The sequence below is a fragment of the Halobacillus sp. ABA4_118 genome (assembly GCF_056160205.1).
Genome location: NZ_JBSWWS010000001.1, coordinates 2633039 through 2649829 on the forward strand (window position 1 = coordinate 2633039; position 16791 = coordinate 2649829).

General features: G+C 46.2%; 22 protein-coding genes and 1 other annotated feature. Of the genes, 13 read left to right on the top strand and 9 right to left on the bottom strand.

The window, feature by feature from the left end; translation table 11 throughout:
• Positions 1 to 152 precede the first annotated feature (152 nt).
• The 3 genes from ACXAGL_RS13205 to ACXAGL_RS13215 all read right to left on the bottom strand — a co-directional run bounded on the left by ACXAGL_RS13205 (position 153) and on the right by ACXAGL_RS13215 (position 1422).
• Complete coding sequence (locus ACXAGL_RS13205) at positions 153 to 359, bottom strand: DUF3813 family protein (RefSeq protein WP_027953513.1); 207 nt, start codon at positions 357 to 359, stop codon at positions 153 to 155.
• A 2-nt stretch (positions 360 to 361) separates the two neighbouring features.
• On the bottom strand, positions 362 to 508 hold the full coding sequence (locus ACXAGL_RS13210; protein WP_474909133.1) for a hypothetical protein: 147 nt from the start codon (positions 506 to 508) through the stop codon (positions 362 to 364).
• 95 nt (positions 509 to 603) lie between these two features.
• Complete coding sequence (locus tag ACXAGL_RS13215) at positions 604 to 1422, bottom strand: Cof-type HAD-IIB family hydrolase (protein ID WP_474909132.1); 819 nt, start codon at positions 1420 to 1422, stop codon at positions 604 to 606.
• A gap of 179 nt (positions 1423 to 1601) precedes the next feature.
• Here ACXAGL_RS13215 and ACXAGL_RS13220 point away from each other — a divergent pair, with 179 nt between their 5' ends.
• The 5 genes from ACXAGL_RS13220 (at position 1602) to moaD (ending at position 4086) form a co-directional block, all read left to right on the top strand.
• Complete coding sequence (locus ACXAGL_RS13220) at positions 1602 to 2366, top strand: alpha/beta fold hydrolase (RefSeq protein WP_474909131.1); 765 nt, start codon at positions 1602 to 1604, stop codon at positions 2364 to 2366.
• A 103-nt stretch (positions 2367 to 2469) separates the two neighbouring features.
• Positions 2470 to 2754, top strand: coding sequence for a metal-sulfur cluster assembly factor (locus tag ACXAGL_RS13225; RefSeq protein ID WP_035531397.1), 285 nt, complete (start codon positions 2470 to 2472; stop codon positions 2752 to 2754).
• Between the two features lie 120 nt (positions 2755 to 2874).
• Positions 2875 to 3405, top strand: coding sequence for a molybdopterin-guanine dinucleotide biosynthesis protein B (gene mobB, locus ACXAGL_RS13230; protein WP_474967848.1), 531 nt, complete (start codon positions 2875 to 2877; stop codon positions 3403 to 3405).
• Positions 3395 to 3856 (top strand): molybdenum cofactor biosynthesis protein MoaE, encoded by a 462-nt coding sequence (locus ACXAGL_RS13235; RefSeq protein WP_474991351.1) that lies wholly within the window; start codon positions 3395 to 3397, stop codon positions 3854 to 3856. Before mobB ends, ACXAGL_RS13235 begins: the two co-directional genes overlap by 11 nt.
• Complete coding sequence (gene moaD / locus ACXAGL_RS13240) at positions 3853 to 4086, top strand: molybdopterin converting factor subunit 1 (protein ID WP_474967850.1); 234 nt, start codon at positions 3853 to 3855, stop codon at positions 4084 to 4086. The genes ACXAGL_RS13235 and moaD overlap by 4 nt, the downstream gene beginning before the upstream one ends.
• 108 nt (positions 4087 to 4194) lie before the next feature.
• Here moaD and ACXAGL_RS13245 read toward each other — a convergent pair whose 3' ends face one another.
• Entirely contained in the window at positions 4195 to 5007 is an 813-nt protein-coding gene (locus ACXAGL_RS13245) for an undecaprenyl-diphosphate phosphatase (protein WP_474967851.1), read from the bottom strand.
• Between the two features lie 144 nt (positions 5008 to 5151).
• On the bottom strand, positions 5152 to 5325 hold the full coding sequence (locus tag ACXAGL_RS13250) for a DUF2929 family protein (RefSeq protein ID WP_084162939.1): 174 nt from the start codon (positions 5323 to 5325) through the stop codon (positions 5152 to 5154).
• Between the two features lie 131 nt (positions 5326 to 5456).
• Here ACXAGL_RS13250 and ACXAGL_RS13255 point away from each other — a divergent pair, with 131 nt between their 5' ends.
• Positions 5457 to 5969 carry a hypothetical protein gene (locus ACXAGL_RS13255; protein ID WP_474971846.1) on the top strand — a complete coding sequence of 171 codons (513 nt, stop codon included), beginning with the start codon at positions 5457 to 5459 and terminating at the stop codon, positions 5967 to 5969.
• A gap of 88 nt (positions 5970 to 6057) precedes the next feature.
• Positions 6058 to 7005: a BMP family ABC transporter substrate-binding protein gene (locus tag ACXAGL_RS13260; RefSeq protein WP_474967853.1), complete on the top strand. Its 948-nt coding sequence runs from the start codon at positions 6058 to 6060 to the stop codon at positions 7003 to 7005.
• Positions 7006 to 7046: 41 nt separating this feature from the next.
• Here ACXAGL_RS13260 and ACXAGL_RS13265 read toward each other — a convergent pair whose 3' ends face one another.
• Complete coding sequence (locus ACXAGL_RS13265; protein ID WP_474967854.1) at positions 7047 to 7226, bottom strand: hypothetical protein; 180 nt, start codon at positions 7224 to 7226, stop codon at positions 7047 to 7049.
• Between the two features lie 200 nt (positions 7227 to 7426).
• Here ACXAGL_RS13265 and ACXAGL_RS13270 point away from each other — a divergent pair, with 200 nt between their 5' ends.
• Together ACXAGL_RS13270 and fabF are read left to right on the top strand one after the other, a co-directional pair.
• Complete coding sequence (locus ACXAGL_RS13270; RefSeq protein ID WP_474967855.1) at positions 7427 to 8365, top strand: beta-ketoacyl-ACP synthase III; 939 nt, start codon at positions 7427 to 7429, stop codon at positions 8363 to 8365.
• A 16-nt stretch (positions 8366 to 8381) separates the two neighbouring features.
• Positions 8382 to 9623 (top strand): beta-ketoacyl-ACP synthase II, encoded by a 1242-nt coding sequence (gene fabF / locus ACXAGL_RS13275; RefSeq protein ID WP_474967856.1) that lies wholly within the window; start codon positions 8382 to 8384, stop codon positions 9621 to 9623.
• A 22-nt stretch (positions 9624 to 9645) separates the two neighbouring features.
• Here the strand turns inward: fabF and ACXAGL_RS13280 are convergent, their stop codons facing one another.
• Positions 9646 to 10656, bottom strand: coding sequence for an LCP family protein (locus tag ACXAGL_RS13280; protein ID WP_474967857.1), 1011 nt, complete (start codon positions 10654 to 10656; stop codon positions 9646 to 9648).
• A gap of 157 nt (positions 10657 to 10813) precedes the next feature.
• Here ACXAGL_RS13280 and ACXAGL_RS13285 point away from each other — a divergent pair, with 157 nt between their 5' ends.
• Positions 10814 to 11014 (top strand): YuzI family membrane protein, encoded by a 201-nt coding sequence (locus tag ACXAGL_RS13285; protein WP_160834913.1) that lies wholly within the window; start codon positions 10814 to 10816, stop codon positions 11012 to 11014.
• Between the two features lie 90 nt (positions 11015 to 11104).
• The gene (locus ACXAGL_RS13290; RefSeq protein WP_474967858.1) at positions 11105 to 11866 is read left to right on the top strand and encodes a DUF3603 family protein; all 762 of its coding nucleotides are present in this window, start codon (positions 11105 to 11107) and stop codon (positions 11864 to 11866) included.
• A gap of 28 nt (positions 11867 to 11894) precedes the next feature.
• Here ACXAGL_RS13290 and trpS read toward each other — a convergent pair whose 3' ends face one another.
• Positions 11895 to 12896, bottom strand: coding sequence for a tryptophan--tRNA ligase (gene trpS, locus ACXAGL_RS13295; protein ID WP_474967859.1), 1002 nt, complete (start codon positions 12894 to 12896; stop codon positions 11895 to 11897).
• Between the two features lie 72 nt (positions 12897 to 12968).
• Positions 12969 to 13169: a binding site (T-box leader), on the bottom strand.
• 56 nt (positions 13170 to 13225) lie between these two features.
• Positions 13226 to 13588 carry a DUF3899 domain-containing protein gene (locus ACXAGL_RS13300; protein WP_474970363.1) on the bottom strand — a complete coding sequence of 121 codons (363 nt, stop codon included), beginning with the start codon at positions 13586 to 13588 and terminating at the stop codon, positions 13226 to 13228.
• A 416-nt stretch (positions 13589 to 14004) separates the two neighbouring features.
• On the opposite strand from ACXAGL_RS13300, the gene ACXAGL_RS13305 reads away from it, so the two are divergent.
• Together ACXAGL_RS13305 and opp3b are read left to right on the top strand one after the other, a co-directional pair.
• Positions 14005 to 15687 (top strand): peptide ABC transporter substrate-binding protein, encoded by a 1683-nt coding sequence (locus ACXAGL_RS13305; protein ID WP_474967860.1) that lies wholly within the window; start codon positions 14005 to 14007, stop codon positions 15685 to 15687.
• A 172-nt stretch (positions 15688 to 15859) separates the two neighbouring features.
• A complete protein-coding gene (gene opp3b, locus ACXAGL_RS13310; protein ID WP_474967861.1) occupies positions 15860 to 16786 on the top strand; it encodes an oligopeptide ABC transporter permease in 927 nt (308 codons plus the stop codon).
• Positions 16787 to 16791 lie beyond the last annotated feature (5 nt).

Below are 16791 nucleotides of genomic sequence, written 5' to 3' on the forward strand. Positions count from 1 at the left end.
TAAGAAAAAAGCTTGTAAAGAAACAGAGGTTTCTCTACAAGCTGAGAAAAACACCCGCAGGACGGGTGTTTTTCTTTTTTATGAAAATCATTAGGGGGGCACTTCTGTTATACCCCTTACAGACGGAAATCAATCCGGTCTGAATAAAAAATTTACTGCAGGTTGTTATGATGGGCTTCCATCTGCTGCTCCAACTGCTGTAGCTGTTGTTTCTCCTGTTGTGAACATTGGCTATAGGCAGATTGGATCGCTTGTCTGGCCGCCTCCATATCCTGCTGGCTCGTAGCATCATGTCTTCCGCCACGCTGGGTGAAACGGTTGACTGCATCGCGCGCATTTTCAAAAAGGTTTTTCTCCATGGTTAAAACCCTCCTACTGTATGCCGGTCGCTTTCCATTTGTTTACGATCTGCATCTGTCAGCCTTTTCGGTTCCATGATGCTTTCGTCAAATGTCTGCACTTCCACCCGGCTGTTGTCTTTGCGGCTGTCCTGCTTACGCTGCTCCATGACAAGACCCTCCTGTCATAAAAAAGCCTGAACGCTTTCACGTTCAAGCTTAGTATGGCAGAGAGCAGTGGTTTTAACCGAGGAAACCATTTCCTTTAGATCGCCCGTTTATTGAGGCTCAAGTACTGATCGAGAAACGCCCCGATGCCGTCTTCTTCGTTCGTGCCGGTGATGTGATTGGCGACGTCCTTCAATTCGTTGATCGCATTCCCCATAGCAACGCCTACTCCGGCATAGTCGATCATTTCAAGATCATTATCCTCATCACCAAATGCGATAATCCGGTCCTGCGGAATGTGGAAATAGCGGGAGATCTTATCCAGGCCGACCGCCTTGTTCAGCCCTGCCCTTACGATTTCGATTACGTGATAGGGAGCGCCCCATTTGCGGTGGTCGATCAGCGCAGCGTGTTCATCCAGTTCCGCACGGATCGCTTTAATTTTTTCCTCTTCCGGATGAATGAGAATGGAAGTCGGGTCATCTTTTAAGTTGGCCTGCAGACGCCCGACCGTAATTGGATCATTTTTCGTCTGGAAAATGCTCATAATATCTTCGTCATATTGGTCAAGGTATACTTGATCCTTCACTTCCGCCAGGATGTTTTTGACGCCCAGTTCCTGGCAGGTATGAATGATTTTATGTGCGGTGCGGATCCCTAAAGGAGAATGGATCGCATCCCAGCGGTGGTCGGAAGGATGGTGAATCAGGGCCCCGTTGAAATTGACCATCGGTGTTTCCAGTCCAAGTTCATGGTAGAAATCGATGCTTGCTCTGTGTGGACGGCCTGTAGCGATGACAACGATGTGCCCCTGATCCATGGCCTTTTGAACGATGCCCTTCGTTTTTTCACTGATTTTTTTCTCGTCAGTCAAAAGAGTACCGTCTAAATCCAATGCAATTAAATGCTGTTTCATACTATTCACCTCATTTTGTATGTATAGTTTATCGGTCAGGTAATGGATTGTAAAGAATATCCTCCTTGATGACCTAACACTTTCCAATCAAGAACCGCAGTGTTACGATAAATTATAGACCGTTTTTATTAAACATGCCTTAAGGCCAAGTAAAGATTATCAGAAAGGAACCAGCCGCAATGATAGGGATATACCGTAATTCATACAAAAACGTACCAGCACTTACCATTGTAGATACAGAAAAACAGGACCAGCCGCTCCCTGTATTCATTTATTTTCACGGCTTCACAAGTGCAAAGGAGCACAATCTTCCACAGGCTTATATGCTCGCGCAGAAAGGCTTCCGTGTAGTTCTGCCGGACAGCGCCTTTCACGGAGAGCGGGAAGAGGACCTTTCAAAAAAGGAACTGGATATGAAGTTCTGGGACATCGTGTATCAAAACCTGAAGGATCTGCAGGATCTGAAGGATGAACTTGACCGCCTTGATCTGATTCTTGACCGTCGTATCGGCGTAGGAGGCACATCCATGGGTGGAATCACGACAAGCGCAGCTTTGACGATGTATCCATGGATCCAGGCGTCAGCAGTCATGATGGGGTCACCGAAAATTGTGGATTTTGCAGAGCGTACCATCAAAGGAGCGGAGAAGGCAGGTCTTCATGTGCCTCTAAGTCAGGAGGATCTGGATGAGATGTATGATTCCCTGGCAGGCATCGACCTTTCCAGACAGATGGATAAGCTGTTTGGACGGCCGCTGTTCTTCTGGCACGGGGATGCCGATCCAGTTGTGCCGTTTGAGCATTCGTACGACTTCTATAATGAAGCGATCAAACAGTATAAAAATCCAGAAAATATCCGTTTCCTGAGAGAAGTGGGACGGGACCATAAAGTGAGCCGGTTCGGAATGGTTGAAATGGTCAATTGGCTGGAACTTGTGCTGTAACAGCGGGATTATTTTATTATCTCCAATATTTTGTTTATAATAGAGTTTGAAATACTGTAAAGGGGGAACTTAAGTGAGTACAACTGCATTGGAAGAAAACGCAATGGGCGCCCTTGAGAATGTCATTGACCCGGAACTCGGCATTGATATTGTCAACCTCGGTCTTGTCTATGGTGTTGATATAGAAGACAACGGAGACACAAAGGTGACAATGACCTTGACTGCCATGGGCTGCCCGCTCGCAGGACACATTGAGCAGGACGTTAAGCGCGCACTTGCTGATCTGCCTGAATTGAATGAGATTACCGTAAACATTGTTTGGAATCCACCTTGGACGAAGGACCGCATGAGCCGTTATGCGAAAATCGCTCTTGGAATTCCGGATTGATGAAAGGTGAGGCCCCTGCCGTATGAAATGCGGCAGGGTTTTTTACATAAGTGAAGCATTTGGGTTGGGGTAGGGAAAGCCTGCCGTGCCTGCTCGTGAATACGAGAGGGAGGGAACGACATGAATGAAGCCCCGGTTTTCCAAATCGTCGGGTATAAAAACAGCGGAAAAACATCCCTGCTCTCCGATTTGATTGCATTCGGAGCAGAGCGTGGAGAAAAAACTGCCGCCATCAAGCGTCACACCCATGAAGAACCATTGAAGGTAATGCATCATGAAACAGACAGCTGCCGCCTTCATGAGGCGGGTGCCTTTATGACAGGGGTCGACAGTTCCGGACGTTTTCAGCTTGAGTTGTCCCATCAAGAGGTCTATACGCTCGACAAGCTTATTTTTTTATACCGACAGTTTGATCCGGATTTAATTGCTGTGGAAGGGTATAAGAACGAAGCCTACCCGAAAGCTGTCATCATAAAAAGGGAAGAAGATCTAAAACTTCTCGATCAGCTGCACAATATCCAGCTGGTCATTACATGGAATGAAGCGGTGACCGTGGATGTTCCTTTTCCAGTGATAGCACTGAAAGACTGGAGAAAGCGTCTGTCGGAGGTCTATCGTCTGGCGAAAGGGGAGGAGAGACGTGAACAGTAAACAAGTATGGGTGACCGATGAACCTTTGTCTCCCGGTGATATTATTGCCAGGGTGACGCGAAGGGATGCAGGGGCAATCAACACGTTCATAGGTACGGTCCGTGAGTTTACAAAAGGGAAAAGAACACTGCATTTACACTATGAGGCGTACCCATCCATGGCAGAAAAGAAGCTTCAGCAGATTGCTGACGAGATAGAACAGCAGTGGCCGGGCACAACAACGGTGATGGCCCACCGCACAGGCCGCCTGGATATCACGGATATCGCTGTTGTGATTGCTGTTTCCACCCCGCACAGGGACGCTTCCTATGAGGCAAGCCGGTATGCCATCGAACGGATCAAGGAAATTGTTCCGATTTGGAAGAAAGAACACTGGGAAGATGGCGAAGAGTGGATCGGGAATCAGAAGGAAACCAAACCTGGAGTGCCGACGAAGGAGGAAAGCCGATGAATCAGCTGTTGTTTTTTGCCGGATTGAAAGAAGCTGCCGGTACGGAAAACGTTGATATGGATCTTGCCGGCTTGACGGTGGAGGAAGTGAAAAAGAAGGTCTTTGAAGTCTGCCCAAGTGACCAGCTTCAAACAAGTATGGTCGCGGTCAATGAAGAGTTCGCCGGCCGGGAACATAAAATTGAAGAAGGCGACACGATTGCCTTTCTGCCTCCTGTCAGTGGAGGTTGAAAACCGCCCCTCCATTTGAGAGGAGGGAAACGAGAGCTCCTGAAGACGTTGACCATTTCTACAAAATAAAGAGGCGTTTCACATCTGTGTGAAACGCCTCTTTTACACTTATAAGAATAAAACGACAAGTCCGCCGACGATGAAGCAGTAGAAAGCGAAGTATTTTAAGTTTCCCCGCTCCATAATGTTCATGAACCAGCGAAGGGAGTAATAGGAAGCGACTACCGAACCGGCAAAGGCGACAACATAGGCAATCCACGTACCTGTAGAACCGCCGGCATCCGCAATGACATCATCCATCGAAAGAAGCATCGTCCCTAAGCTGACAGGGATGAACAGAAGAAAAGAAAAGCGCAGCGCGGTTTCCTGTTTCATGCCAAGGAACATAGCCGCAACAATGGTCGCTCCTGACCGGCTGATACCGGGGATCAAGGCAACCGCCTGTCCCATACCAACGATGAGCGCATCCTTCCATGTCATCTGCCCGTCGCCTTTTCTGCCTTTCATGTTACGGATGAGCCATAAGGCGATTCCTGTAATGATCAGTGTGATTCCAACCGTCTGAACACTGGATAAGGTTTCAATCGCATCTCCAAGTAAAACGCCGAGAACACCTGCAGGAATGGTTCCGATAAACAAATACAGGACGAAATCAAAATCATCTTTCTGCCGGCTGTCTCTTGTCATGATGTAGCCGATGCCGTTTCTGAACAAACGGATCAGATCTTCTCTGTAAATAATGAGGACGGCGACAAGAGAGCCGAAGTTTACGAGAACCTCAAAGGTGAGCCCCTTCAGGTTTAAACCGAGCAGCTCCTGTACGATAACGAGGTGTCCGCTTGATGAAATCGGGATGGGTTCGGTAAACCCCTGGAATATCCCGAGAAATAAGTATTTAATAATCAGCCATATTTCTTCCATGTTTTTCTCCTCCTACCCAGATCAACCATAGCTTTATCCACTATATCGTTGATTGATTTTTATGTACAATCGGTCTATTTATTCATATCCTCAGCTGTTCAGACACATAAAAACGCTGCCATCCGAAGATAGCAGCGTTTTGGCTCAAGCTTCGTCCTTGATCAGACCGTCCCCAAGTACAACAGCGGCTAATGTGAAAAGAATGGTCATCACAATCACCTGGCTGAAAGCGAAACTGCCTCCGGCCATGTTGCTGATCACATACGCTGACATAAAACTTAATACAAAAGCCCATAGAATTGTCCATATCATCCGCATCGTTACTCACCTCATTTACGCAATCTATTTCTATAGTAGCAGAATGTCGAAAAAAAAGAAATATGAAATCGCTTCATGAAAAGACATCAGGTGGAATAGGATGTAGGAAGATAAAGAAGGAGTGATTTTCTATGCTTGTAACCGTCCAGCCGTGCTTTCACTGGATTGGATTTCATATCACATCCTATCTTCTTCAGGAAGGCGTGGAAGTGATCGGGATCGATCCTATTGAAACGAATCAGAGTGATTTCTTATATATGTATGTCGGCCGGAATAGTAATTTTCAGCACTTTTTCCAAAGGGAAGATAAAGAAAACCACGTGCAGGGGACAGAGAAGGAAGCCTCTGTGGAATATGTCGATCATCACCTCCTTGTCCGGAAAAACGGAGAAACGCTCTGGGTGAAACTTCCCGCCCTGTATGGTGAATGGATGGATCTTCAGCGGTTTGGTATTCAGGACACGGAGCAGTTGAAATCATGGATCAAGAAGAAAGAAGCGGTGTATATCGGAGACTTCTTGAACGACTTATCCAAGAGCCTTTTAGGCAATCAGCCTTTTCAGCTTTCCGGCCATGTCGTAGATGAGGAATTGATGGAACAGCGGATCGAAGCCGTCTTTCACAGCTGGCAGCTCCTTTGTTGACCCCCTGCCCCTGCGGCATAGCGTTCTCTTTGAAAAAGATGTAGAATATAGGGATAGACTAGCCGCAGGGGTTTAGGAGTGCATACCGTTGAAAAATCGAGTCATCATGATTCTGCTTCTGATTGTTTTTCTAGCTGGCTGCCAATGGTTCCCTGGATATGAAAAAGACGTCGATGTCGGCCTTCTCGTGGAAACTTCGATTGACGATCAATCCTGGGGACAGCAGGGGTACCGGGGGCTGCAGGCAATTCAGGAAGAGTATGGGGTGGATATCTATTATAAAGAAGAAATCCGCAGCTACCAGCAATCGGCGGAAGCTGTGGAAGCGCTTGTTCAGCAGGGAGCCGAGGTGATTTTCGGACACAGCAATATCTATGGCAGTTACTTTCGTGAACTGCATCAAGCGTATCCTGAGATTGATTTCATATACTTTAACGGGCAGTTTGCCGCAGAAAACGTAACGAGCCTGAACTTTGATGCAAGGGCGATGGGGTTTTTCGGAGGCATGGTCGCCGGTGAAATGACGAAGGCGGATCAAGTTGGTTTGATCGGTGCTTTTGAATGGCAGCCCGAGGTGGAAGGATTTTATGAGGGTGTGAAATATCAGAATCCGGAGGCTGACGTCGATGTGGCTCTTTTGAACAGCTGGGAAAACACTGAACTTGCTCTTATGCAGTATGAAAGAATGAGGGACAAGGGAGCTGACGTTTTTTATCCGGCGGGTGATTTGTTTGCGGTGCCCATTATCGAACAGGCGAGGGATGATGGCCGTCTTGCAGTCGGTTACTTGGAAGACCAGTCCTCCATTGCTGCTCAAACGGTTTTGACGAGCACGGTTCAAAACGTTGATGAAGTATACAAATTGGCTATGGAACGTTATTTCAACGGAGACCTTCCCGGAGAAGCACTTACCTTTGATTTCAGTGAAGGGGCGATTACGATGGGGGAATTCAGTCCTGTCGTTCCGGAAGAATTCCAGGAGAATCTGGAAGCGGAAGTGGAAAACTATAAGGAAACGGGCACGCTCCCGCAGTGAAAAAAGACTTTGAGGCTTCTGCCTTCAAAGTCTTTTTTCGTTCATTTCTTAAATTTATCCATAAACGGCTTCATCATTGGAGAAATGGATTTCCATGTTTTCGAAGCTTCCTGAAATAAGTCAGGGAAGTGGAGGGAAGACTCCTTTTCCTTATCTTCCTTGTTATCTTTATTGTTGAATCCCCAGAAATCATCAAATGGGGATGATTTACGCTTGGTCATTCATGATACACCTCCTTATTTCTACAATATGAGCAGGAACGCCGGCCATGTGGGCGGCTTTTTAATACGGTTGGAAATATCATGATTTTTTGAAAAGGGGAGGAGATGGCGGTGTGCTTGCAGAAATGTTCTGTATGAATTAGAATTAGTACCAAGTCATAAGAATTGATATTAGATATTACCTTTAAGGGGATGAACATATGAAGGCAGGATTCTTAGGAATAGGACACTACACGCCTGAAAAAGTATTGACCAACAAAGATATGGAGAAAATAGTAGATACAAGTGATGAATGGATCCGGACGCGGACAGGAATTGAAGAGCGCCGCATCGCTTCCGATGATATGGACACTTCTGACCTTGCTGTCCGCGCCTCTCAGGAAGCTTTGAAGGATGCTGGTCTGGACATTCAGGACATTGATATGATCCTTGTAGCCACCGTCACTCCTGACACGCCTTTCCCTTCGGTCGCCACCGTTCTTCAGGAAAAGCTTGGAGCGAGAAAAGTGGCCGCTATGGATTTGAGTGCGGCCTGTGCAGGGTTCATGTACGGTGTCATAACAGCGAAACAATTCATTGAATCAAACGCTTATCAGAATGTACTCGTTGTCGGTGTTGAGAAACTGTCTAAAATTACGGACTGGAGCGATCGTAATACGTGTGTTCTTTTCGGGGACGGCGCGGGTGCAGCTGTGATCGGTCCTGTCAGTGAGGACAAGGGGATTCTTTCCTTTGAGCTTGGCTCTGACGGATCAGGCGGCCAGCATCTATATCAGAAACCCGAGGCAAAACTTCAGATGAATGGTCGGGAAGTATTCAAGTTCGCAGTTCGTCAAATGCCGGAATCATCCGTGAACGTGGTTAAAAAGATCGGCTTAAGTGAACAGGATGTCGATTACCTGGTGCCTCACCAGGCCAACATTCGTATTATGGAAGCGGCCCGCCAGCGTCTTGGGATACCAGAAGAGAAAATGTCTACAGCCGTTAAACGTTATGGAAATACCTCTTCTGCTTCAATTCCGATCGCTTTGTCAGAGGACGTGAAGGCAGGTAAAATTAAAGATAATGATCTCGTAGTTCTTGTCGGATTCGGCGGTGGTCTCACATGGGGCGCCGTAGCTCTTCGATGGGGTAAGTAACCAAGGAGGAATTTTCATGGATAAACAACGTGTCGTCATTACTGGAATGGGAGCCGTAACTCCTGTCGGTAATACAGTGGAAGATATGTGGAACAGTATAAAAAACGGCGTTTCCGGTATCGGAGAAATCACAAAAGTAAATAAAGACGATTACCCGGTGCATGTCGCTGCGGAATTGAAGGATTTCGACCCTTCCAAGTGGGTGGATCGTAAAGATGCGCGCCGTATGGATCCATTTGTTCAATACGCCATGGCTGCTTCTCATATGGCCGTCGAAGATGCCGGCCTTGAAATCACAGAAGAAATTGCGCCGCGTACCGGTGTGTGGATCGGATCCGGTATCGGAGGCATGGGAACGTATGAGTCCCAGTTTGAGACTTTCCAGCAGAAAGGATACCGTCGTGTCAGTCCATTCTTCATCCCGATGATGATTCCGGATATGGCTGCGGGACAGGTGTCGATTTCTCTCGGTGCGAAAGGGATCAACTCCTGTACGGTAACGGCCTGTTCTTCAGGTGCCAACTCGATTGGAGATGCCTACAAGGTCATCCAGCGTGGAGACGCGGACATTATGATTGCGGGTGGTACGGAAGCACCAATGAACAAAATGTCCTTCGCAGGGTTCGCATCCGCCCGTGCACTGTCCTTAAATGAAGATCCACAAACAGCAAGCCGCCCGTTTGACCAGAACCGTGACGGTTTTGTTATGGGTGAAGGTGCCGGGATTCTCATTCTTGAGACATTGGAATCTGCGAAAAAACGCGGAGCGAAAATCTACGGCGAAATCACAGGTTACGGCTCGACAGGAGATGCGTATCACATTACGTCTCCAGCCCCGGAAGGCGAAGGCGCATCAAGAGCTATGCTTCAAGCCATCGGTGATGCCGGCCTGAAACCAGAGAATATCGATTATTTGAACGCTCATGGAACATCTACAGAACTGAATGATAAATTTGAAACCCATGCGGCGAAGACCGTATTCCAGGATTATGCCGGAAAACTGGCGATTTCTTCTACAAAATCGATGACCGGTCACCTGCTGGGAGCCGCTGGTGCCGTTGAGGCGGTTATTTCATTGAAAGCGATCAATGATGGCATTCTGCCTCCAACGATTAATTATGAAACACCGGATCCGGAATGTGATCTGGATTATGTACCGAACGAAGCCCGTCACCAGGACGTGAACACGGTGATGAGTAATTCCCTCGGTTTCGGCGGACATAACGTCAGTCTGATCTTCCAAAAATATCAGGATTAATAAAAAAGAGTCCGGTGTGTCGTTATGACACACCGGACTCTTTGTCTTCTTCGAAAAATTCTTCCAACGTCTGAGCGGTCTCTACAAAATCATGATTCAACACGAGGCCGACCGGATAGTCCTTGCGTTCATTCCACACGTTATCATTTGTTGGAACACTCATCATGTCAATGCTCCCGGAAGATTGGAAAAGAATATCCTTCCCGGCATTCAGGATGCTTGTTCCACTTAGATTGGTGTCGATGTAAGGCTGGATGGATCCGACGAGGCGGGGAGCTTTCAAAACGCCCTGCACAGACAATAGTTCGTCCTTCAAAATTTGAATCACCTTCTGCTGCCGCTCCACTCTGCCAAAGTCTCCCGAAGCATCACTACGGAAGCGGACATAGCCAAGCAGTTCATCTCCGGATAAAATCCGGCTTCCCTGCTCGAGGTCAATGTTGGTTGAGCCGTCCCCGGACGTATACTGCATATCTTTCTCTACGTCAATTTCTACTCCGTCAGGGGAGAGGGTGTCCACAATTTCAGTAAAACCGTTAAAATCTATGATCGAATAGTACTCGGCTTCAATACCGAAGTTTTCAGCGATTGTTTCGCGGAGGAGCTCAGGTCCGCCGATGGCAAAAGCGGCATTCAATTTGTTTTTGCCGTGACCTGGAATGTCCACATACATATCTCTCATCAATGAAACGATCTTCGTACTCTGCGTCTTTTTATCATACTGAGCGAGCATCATCGTATCAGTCCGGGACACTTCCGATCCTCTCTGGTCAATACCCAGAAGGAGAACCATCATTTGGTCATCCCCATTATCGACACCTTTAAATTCATCTTTATAGAGGCTTTCCGTCGTTTCTGAGAAGGCATTCTCGGCCGATGCGGTCTGGTTATTGAGAGAACGGTGCTTGCCGGCTAAAAATTCGTAAGCGGTATAACTGCTGAAGGCCAGCAATATAAAAGCGAACAGGGCGATTATCCCCTTGCGTCTGCGGCGTTTATTCCGTCTTTTCCGCAAGGAACGGGAATTACTCAAACCTCATCATCCTTTCAAAGTAGAAACGTATCTGATAAATAATGTACCTGTTAATGGAAGAGTTGTAAAGACTGGGATTTCTCAGTATTTCCGCGCATTTCCAGAAGATTTTCTTCATAAGATAGCTGTAGGAGGACGAGCCGGGAGGAGGCTGCCTGTGTGGTATTGGTTATTGCTGTTAACCGGTTTCGGTTTTGCTGTGGCTGGAGGGACGATCACCATCACCTATTTGAACTTTGTTCCCGCAGGTCTCAGCTGGATTGAATTTTTCCTGCTGATCCGAACCCGCCTGGAATGTTACTTGTTTCCTCTTGGGATTCTACTCATCACGACGGCCCTGATTTTAATGGATGATTAATTTTCTAAAATATGGATTGAAAGAATAAAAAAGCCAGTAATGGTCATAATGTAACCAAAAGAGATCACTGATTGAAAGTGAGGGTCCGTAATGTTATACATGCATGATCTATGGGTGAACTGGTTTGAAGGTGAAGAGAACGGGTACAATGTGTGCCGATTCCATGAGTGGAGGAAAGAAGACGGCATTGAATTGATCGATCAGATTCCACTTTTGTTTGTGAATGATGAGCTGTTTCATTTTATTGAAAACGATCTTCAGGATCTGCCGCCGGCACTGCTTCAGGATATCCACCGGAAGACGTATATGAAAAAGAACCAGGAGCGGCAGACCGTGGAGTATGCTGCGGTTGTGACAAATGGAAAGGATGTCGTCGTTTTTGACACGATCGGCTATACCCTCCCGGTCAAGAAGAGCCGTCTGATTCCAAGGCAGGAACGTCTTGTTTTTGAAATGGTTCAGGGGAAAATGCCGGAATCCTATTATATGGATAAAAACATTTTGAAAGAGCATCATATTTTATCCCTGGACCCCCGTAAAATGGCCGGCTTAACCCGCAGGGAACGGCAGTTGAAGCAGCTGCTTATGATGGCGCTTGATCAGCTGAAGAATTCGGACCATCCTGAGGAAGTACGTTACTGGCTCACGGAATGGGATCCGGGGCAGTATGCGTCCATCAAGCAGTTCAGCGTACAGGAAGCCTGGGACCGTTTGTATAAAGGGACATGCAGCGGGTGGTCAATGGTTCATGAAGAATTATGTAAGAAGATGGTTAAAGGACAACCATTTTTTGAAACCATCTGGCATGGAGAGAATGAACGCGTTTCCCAACATATGAACAGCCGGAATTGAGAACACTCAATTCCGGCTGTTTTTGATTTTATTTCTTTTTCACTCTTCCAAGGCCCATAGCTTTTTTCGCTTTCCGGATCATCTTCCCGGCTTCATAAGACGCTTTGTCAGCACCTTGATCAAGAATATCATCCAGTTCTTCTGAGTCAATCAGGCTTTCATAACGGTCCTGGATCGGTTTGAGAACGGCAATGACCGCTTCCGCTACCCCCTGCTTGAAGTCGCCGTACCCTTTTCCTTCATATTTCTTTTCCAAATCGCTGATGGAAACACCGCTGCAGGCCGATTCAATGGTAAGCAGGTTGGAGACCCCTGGTTTGTTTTCCTTATCATATTTCACAATTCCGTCCGAATCGGTCACTGCGCTTTTCACTTTCTTCAGGATTTTTTTCTCGTCATCCAGCATTGAAATGAAGCCCTTCTGGTTCTCGTCGGATTTACTCATTTTTTTCGTCGGGTCCTGCAGGGACATAATCCGGGCTCCTGCTTTAGGAATGCGCACTTCCGGAATCGTAAAAATGTCATTGAATTTGTTGTTGAAGCGCTGGGCCAGGTTTCGTGTCAGCTCCAAGTGCTGTTTCTGGTCATCGCCGACGGGTACGATATCTGTTTTATAAAGAAGGATGTCAGCAGCCATCAAAGGAGGATACGTCAGGAGGCCGGAGGAAACGCCGTCCTTACCTCCGGAGGCAGACTTATCCTTGAACTGTGTCATTCTTTCCAGTTCCCCGATGTAACTGATACTTTGGAGCATCCATCCAAGCTGAGTGTGTTCAGGAACTTCAGACTGGATGAACAAGGTCGCCTTGTCCGGGTCAATGCCGGAAGCCAGATACAAAGCAGCGAGTGAACGGATGTTCTTTCTAAGTTCTAAACGGTCCTGCGGAACGGTAATGGCATGCTCATCTACTATACAGAAATAGCAGTTGTTCTCATCCTGAAGCTCTGTAAAGTGTTTCATAGCCCCGATATAGTTACCGAGCGTCAATGTTCCACTCGGCTGAATACCGGAAAAAATCGTTTTTGTCATCTTTTTCACCTCTGGTTTAGTTTATAAGTAAGAAAAGCAGGAATATAAAAAAGCCATCCATCCCTTCCTTGTGGAAGGGACGAATGACCGTGGTGCCACCCTTATTACTTTCGTTTACACAAACGAAAGTCTCTCGAATCGTTAACGCCGATGCTACGTCTATCAGAAGCTCCGAAGTCCCAGTTCCCGTTCATGCCCTCAGCTGTTCACAGCAGCCACAGCCTCTCTGGAGAGGGGAGATGAACCGTACTTAATCTTCTTCCCAGCTTTTCATCTTATGTTTGAAGTAATTTTGTATTATAGCGTAACACCGGCATTTCCGCAAGTAGCTATAGAAGATAGTAAATGAGAAGTAAAATAAGTAAACCCACCATCAAGATAAACCCATGGAATAAGAAGAAGCGCGGCCAGGAGCCGCTGATACTCTTAGAAGGAAGGGGCTTATCCTGCCAGTCGTCCATATAATCCCCGTTTTTACTCATTCTATTGGTAAAGCGCCGGAACCCATAGGTGATTCCATCGAAAAAACCACCGCGGGTCACCCACGCAATCAATCCGATCCCTAAATAGAAGAAGGACAGGTAGAAGAGCTGATTAATGTAATGATATAGATTGTAAACAGGGGCGAGGATGATAAATAATAAAGTAGCGGCCGCCAGATTAATACCGGTCATCCTCCATTTATTTCTCATGATGCTCACAAGGTCTCCACCTTTCTGACAAACTCACCCATCATTATAGCATGGAGAGCAAGTATGAAGGCAGAGTAAAGTTGTTAATGAAACAGAATATTTAATAAACATAAAATAATGTATAAATCATACATGGGCTTTAGCGTAGAACTGCGCTAAACAACACATACTTATCAATGCGCCCCTTTTTTTATACAGAAAGGCTAATATTTACTAGAGTTTATTCCAAAGTCTTTGTAAAATAAACTAGGCATTTAGTCTTATTTTGTGTTAATGAAACGTAATAATGATGGGAATTTGGGAATTTTCATGAAAAAAAGGTAATGCAAAATAGTTAGAAAACTTGTATAATTCGATATGTGGACAAAATACCACAATAATTTCTTGAAAATTTTTAGGGGAGGTCATTTTCAAAGATGAAAAAGACAAATTGGCTGCTGCTGGTCCTGGCACTGGCACTAAGCATGTTCCTCGCAGCATGTTCCGGCGGATCGGACGAGTCGTCTGATTCTGCAGACAGCGGGGACTCATCAGACACAGAAGGTTCTTCTGAAGCTTCAGGGGAACAAGTACTTAGCTTGATGGATACAGCGGATATTCCAACAATGGATGCTTCGCTTGCAACAGACGCTGTTGCATTCCAATGGCTTGGATCTACGACAGACGGTCTTTACCGCCTGGGCGAGAATGGTCAACCCGAGCCTGGTATTGCTAAAGAACACGAAGTAAGTGAAGACGGTTTGACTTGGACATTCACTCTTCGTGAAGACGCTGTTTGGTCAAACGGCGATCAGGTAACTGCCAACGATTTCGTTTACGCGTGGCAGCGTGCTGTAAACCCTGATACAGGATCTGAATACGGTCCATATATGATGGGTGGAGTAATTGCTAATGCAACGGCTGTAGCTGACGGAGAAGTTCCTCCGGAAGAGCTTGGCGTTAAAGCGGTAGATGACTACACATTTGAAGTTACACTTGAAAAGCCGATTCCATACTTTGAGTCTATGACGACGTTCGGCACGTTCCTTCCAATGAACGAGAAGTTCGTTGAGGACAAAGGTGAACAGTACGCGCTTGAATCCGAAAACCTTCTTTCCAACGGACCATTTGTAATGACGGAATGGAGTCACGGGGAAGGCTGGACGCTTGAAAAGAATGAAGACTACTGGGATGCAGAAAATGTACAGCTTGAAGAAATCAATGTAAAAGTTGTTAAAGAAACAGCTACAGGAGTAAACTTGTATGATACAGGTGAAGTTGACCGCGTTAACTTGACTTCTGAGTTTGTTGATCAATACCGTACTTCTGATGAATTCAGTGTGAAGGAAGAGCCGACTCTTTTCTACCTGAAGATGAATCAGGAAAGCGATATGCTGAGCAACGTTAAAGCACGTCAAGCGGTTCAGATGGTTATCGACCGCCAAAGCATGATTGATGTTATTTTGAATAACGGTTCTGTTCCAGCAGGCGGCGATGTTCCTGGAAACTTCGCGAAACACCCTGAAACAGAAGAAGATTTCCGTGAAATCAACGGAGAGCTTGTAGAAACAAATGTTGAGGAAGCGAAGAAGCTTTGGAACGAAGCGAAAGAAGAAGAAGGTATGGATTCTGTAGAGCTTGAATACCTTGGCGGTGACACAGAAACAGCCCTTGAAATGGATGCATACCTGAAAGATCAGCTTGAGCAGCTTGAGGGACTGACGGTTAAAGTAACGTCTGTACCATTTAAAGAGCGTATCGAGCGCGACAAGAACATGGAGTATGACTTCCAGAATGCTGGATGGGGTCCTGACTACATTGACCCGAACACATTCCTGAACATGTGGGTGACCGATGGTGGTAACAACCATACCGGTTATTCCAGTGAAGCGTACGACGGCATGATTGAAAAAGCGAATAACGAACTTGCACAAGAACCAGTTGAGCGCTTCGAAACTTTCCTAGAAGCAGAAAAACTGTTGATTCAAGAGGATGCTGTTCTGGCTCCACTTTATCAGCGTGCACAGGCTCAACTTTGGAAGCCGTATGTTAAAGGTGTCATGGCTCAGCCAATGGGTCCTGATTACACGTACAAATATGCTTATATCGAAGGTGAATAATTGAGGGATTCCAACCACATATAGGCTTGCTTAATAGGGAAGAGAGTATATGTCCAACGAGTTGGCGTATGCTCTCTTTTTCCCTGTCAACCTATTATTCTGATTATAAACAACTTTCAGTTAATTCAGGCAATAAGAAGAGACTGTGGTTTATCTAATGGAGGTGTTCAATATGACTCGTTATATTATTCAACGGCTTATTTACTTGGTTATAACGATGATCTTAATTGCTACCTTAACGTTCTTCCTGATGAAGTTTTTACCAGGTACTCCCCTAAGTGCTGCAGATAAATTATCAGAAGAACAACAACAGGTAGTTTTGGAAAAGTATGGCCTGGATGATCCAGTGCCGATTCAATATTTCAATTATATGGTTAATCTTGTACAGGGAGACCTGGGTATTTCCTTCCAGTTCGATAACCGTGAAGTTTCAACAATCATTATGGAAAGAATCGGCCCGTCCATGCAGCTTGGCGTGCAGGCGATGGTGATTGGGGTCATTCTGGGAATGCTTTTAGGCTTGGTTTCTGCAATCTACCATAACGGATTCATGGATTACACTTCCACCTTTTTAGCTGTGCTGGGTCAGTCCATTCCGTCCTTTGTATTCGCTGGACTCCTGCAGTTTTATATTGGCGTTAAGTTCGGCTGGTTTCCAGTTGCCTTGTGGGAAGGCTGGGAGTATACTGTTCTACCAACCGCTTCGTTGGCCATCTTCCCAATTGCAATTGCTGCCCGCTTTATGAGAACAGAAATGCTTGAGGTAATGGGTTCCGATTATATCGTGACTGCCCGTGCCAAAGGGGTCAATAAATTCGGTGTCGTATTCAAGCACGGTCTTCGTAACGCCTTGATCCCATTGATTACGGTTTTAGGCCCATTGGCGATCAGTTTGATGACAGGTTCTTTGGTTATTGAGAACATCTTCGCCGTACCTGGAATCGGTGAACAGTTTGTAAAAGCGATTAATGTGAATGATTACCCAATCATTATGGGGACAACATTGCTGCTATCTTTCATGTTCATCATTATCATCCTGGTCATCGACCTGCTTTATGGAGTCATTGATCCTAGAATCCGACTGGCAGAAGGAGAGTAGTCATT

What these genes read in the sequence shown, in the direction of transcription:
- moaD (WP_474967850.1), top strand. Translation starts at nt 3,853, where the DNA reads ATGAATCAGCTGTTGTTTTTTGCCGGATTGAAAGAAGCTGCCGGTACG.
- ACXAGL_RS13270 (WP_474967855.1), top strand. Translation starts at nt 7,427, where the DNA reads ATGAAGGCAGGATTCTTAGGAATAGGACACTACACGCCTGAAAAAGTA.
- ACXAGL_RS13300 (WP_474970363.1), bottom strand. Translation starts at nt 13,588, where the DNA reads ATGAGAAATAAATGGAGGATGACCGGTATTAATCTGGCGGCCGCTACT.
- ACXAGL_RS13305 (WP_474967860.1), top strand. Translation starts at nt 14,005, where the DNA reads ATGAAAAAGACAAATTGGCTGCTGCTGGTCCTGGCACTGGCACTAAGC.
- ACXAGL_RS13265 (WP_474967854.1), bottom strand. Translation starts at nt 7,226, where the DNA reads ATGACCAAGCGTAAATCATCCCCATTTGATGATTTCTGGGGATTCAAC.
- ACXAGL_RS13290 (WP_474967858.1), top strand. Translation starts at nt 11,105, where the DNA reads ATGTTATACATGCATGATCTATGGGTGAACTGGTTTGAAGGTGAAGAG.
- ACXAGL_RS13215 (WP_474909132.1), bottom strand. Translation starts at nt 1,422, where the DNA reads ATGAAACAGCATTTAATTGCATTGGATTTAGACGGTACTCTTTTGACT.
- trpS (WP_474967859.1), bottom strand. Translation starts at nt 12,896, where the DNA reads ATGACAAAAACGATTTTTTCCGGTATTCAGCCGAGTGGAACATTGACG.
- ACXAGL_RS13225 (WP_035531397.1), top strand. Translation starts at nt 2,470, where the DNA reads ATGGGCGCCCTTGAGAATGTCATTGACCCGGAACTCGGCATTGATATT.
- mobB (WP_474967848.1), top strand. Translation starts at nt 2,875, where the DNA reads ATGAATGAAGCCCCGGTTTTCCAAATCGTCGGGTATAAAAACAGCGGA.
- ACXAGL_RS13205 (WP_027953513.1), bottom strand. Translation starts at nt 359, where the DNA reads ATGGAGAAAAACCTTTTTGAAAATGCGCGCGATGCAGTCAACCGTTTC.
- ACXAGL_RS13210 (WP_474909133.1), bottom strand. Translation starts at nt 508, where the DNA reads ATGGAGCAGCGTAAGCAGGACAGCCGCAAAGACAACAGCCGGGTGGAA.
- ACXAGL_RS13220 (WP_474909131.1), top strand. Translation starts at nt 1,602, where the DNA reads ATGATAGGGATATACCGTAATTCATACAAAAACGTACCAGCACTTACC.
- fabF (WP_474967856.1), top strand. Translation starts at nt 8,382, where the DNA reads ATGGATAAACAACGTGTCGTCATTACTGGAATGGGAGCCGTAACTCCT.
- opp3b (WP_474967861.1), top strand. Translation starts at nt 15,860, where the DNA reads ATGACTCGTTATATTATTCAACGGCTTATTTACTTGGTTATAACGATG.
- ACXAGL_RS13255 (WP_474971846.1), top strand. Translation starts at nt 5,457, where the DNA reads ATGCTTGTAACCGTCCAGCCGTGCTTTCACTGGATTGGATTTCATATC.
- ACXAGL_RS13250 (WP_084162939.1), bottom strand. Translation starts at nt 5,325, where the DNA reads ATGCGGATGATATGGACAATTCTATGGGCTTTTGTATTAAGTTTTATG.
- ACXAGL_RS13245 (WP_474967851.1), bottom strand. Translation starts at nt 5,007, where the DNA reads ATGGAAGAAATATGGCTGATTATTAAATACTTATTTCTCGGGATATTC.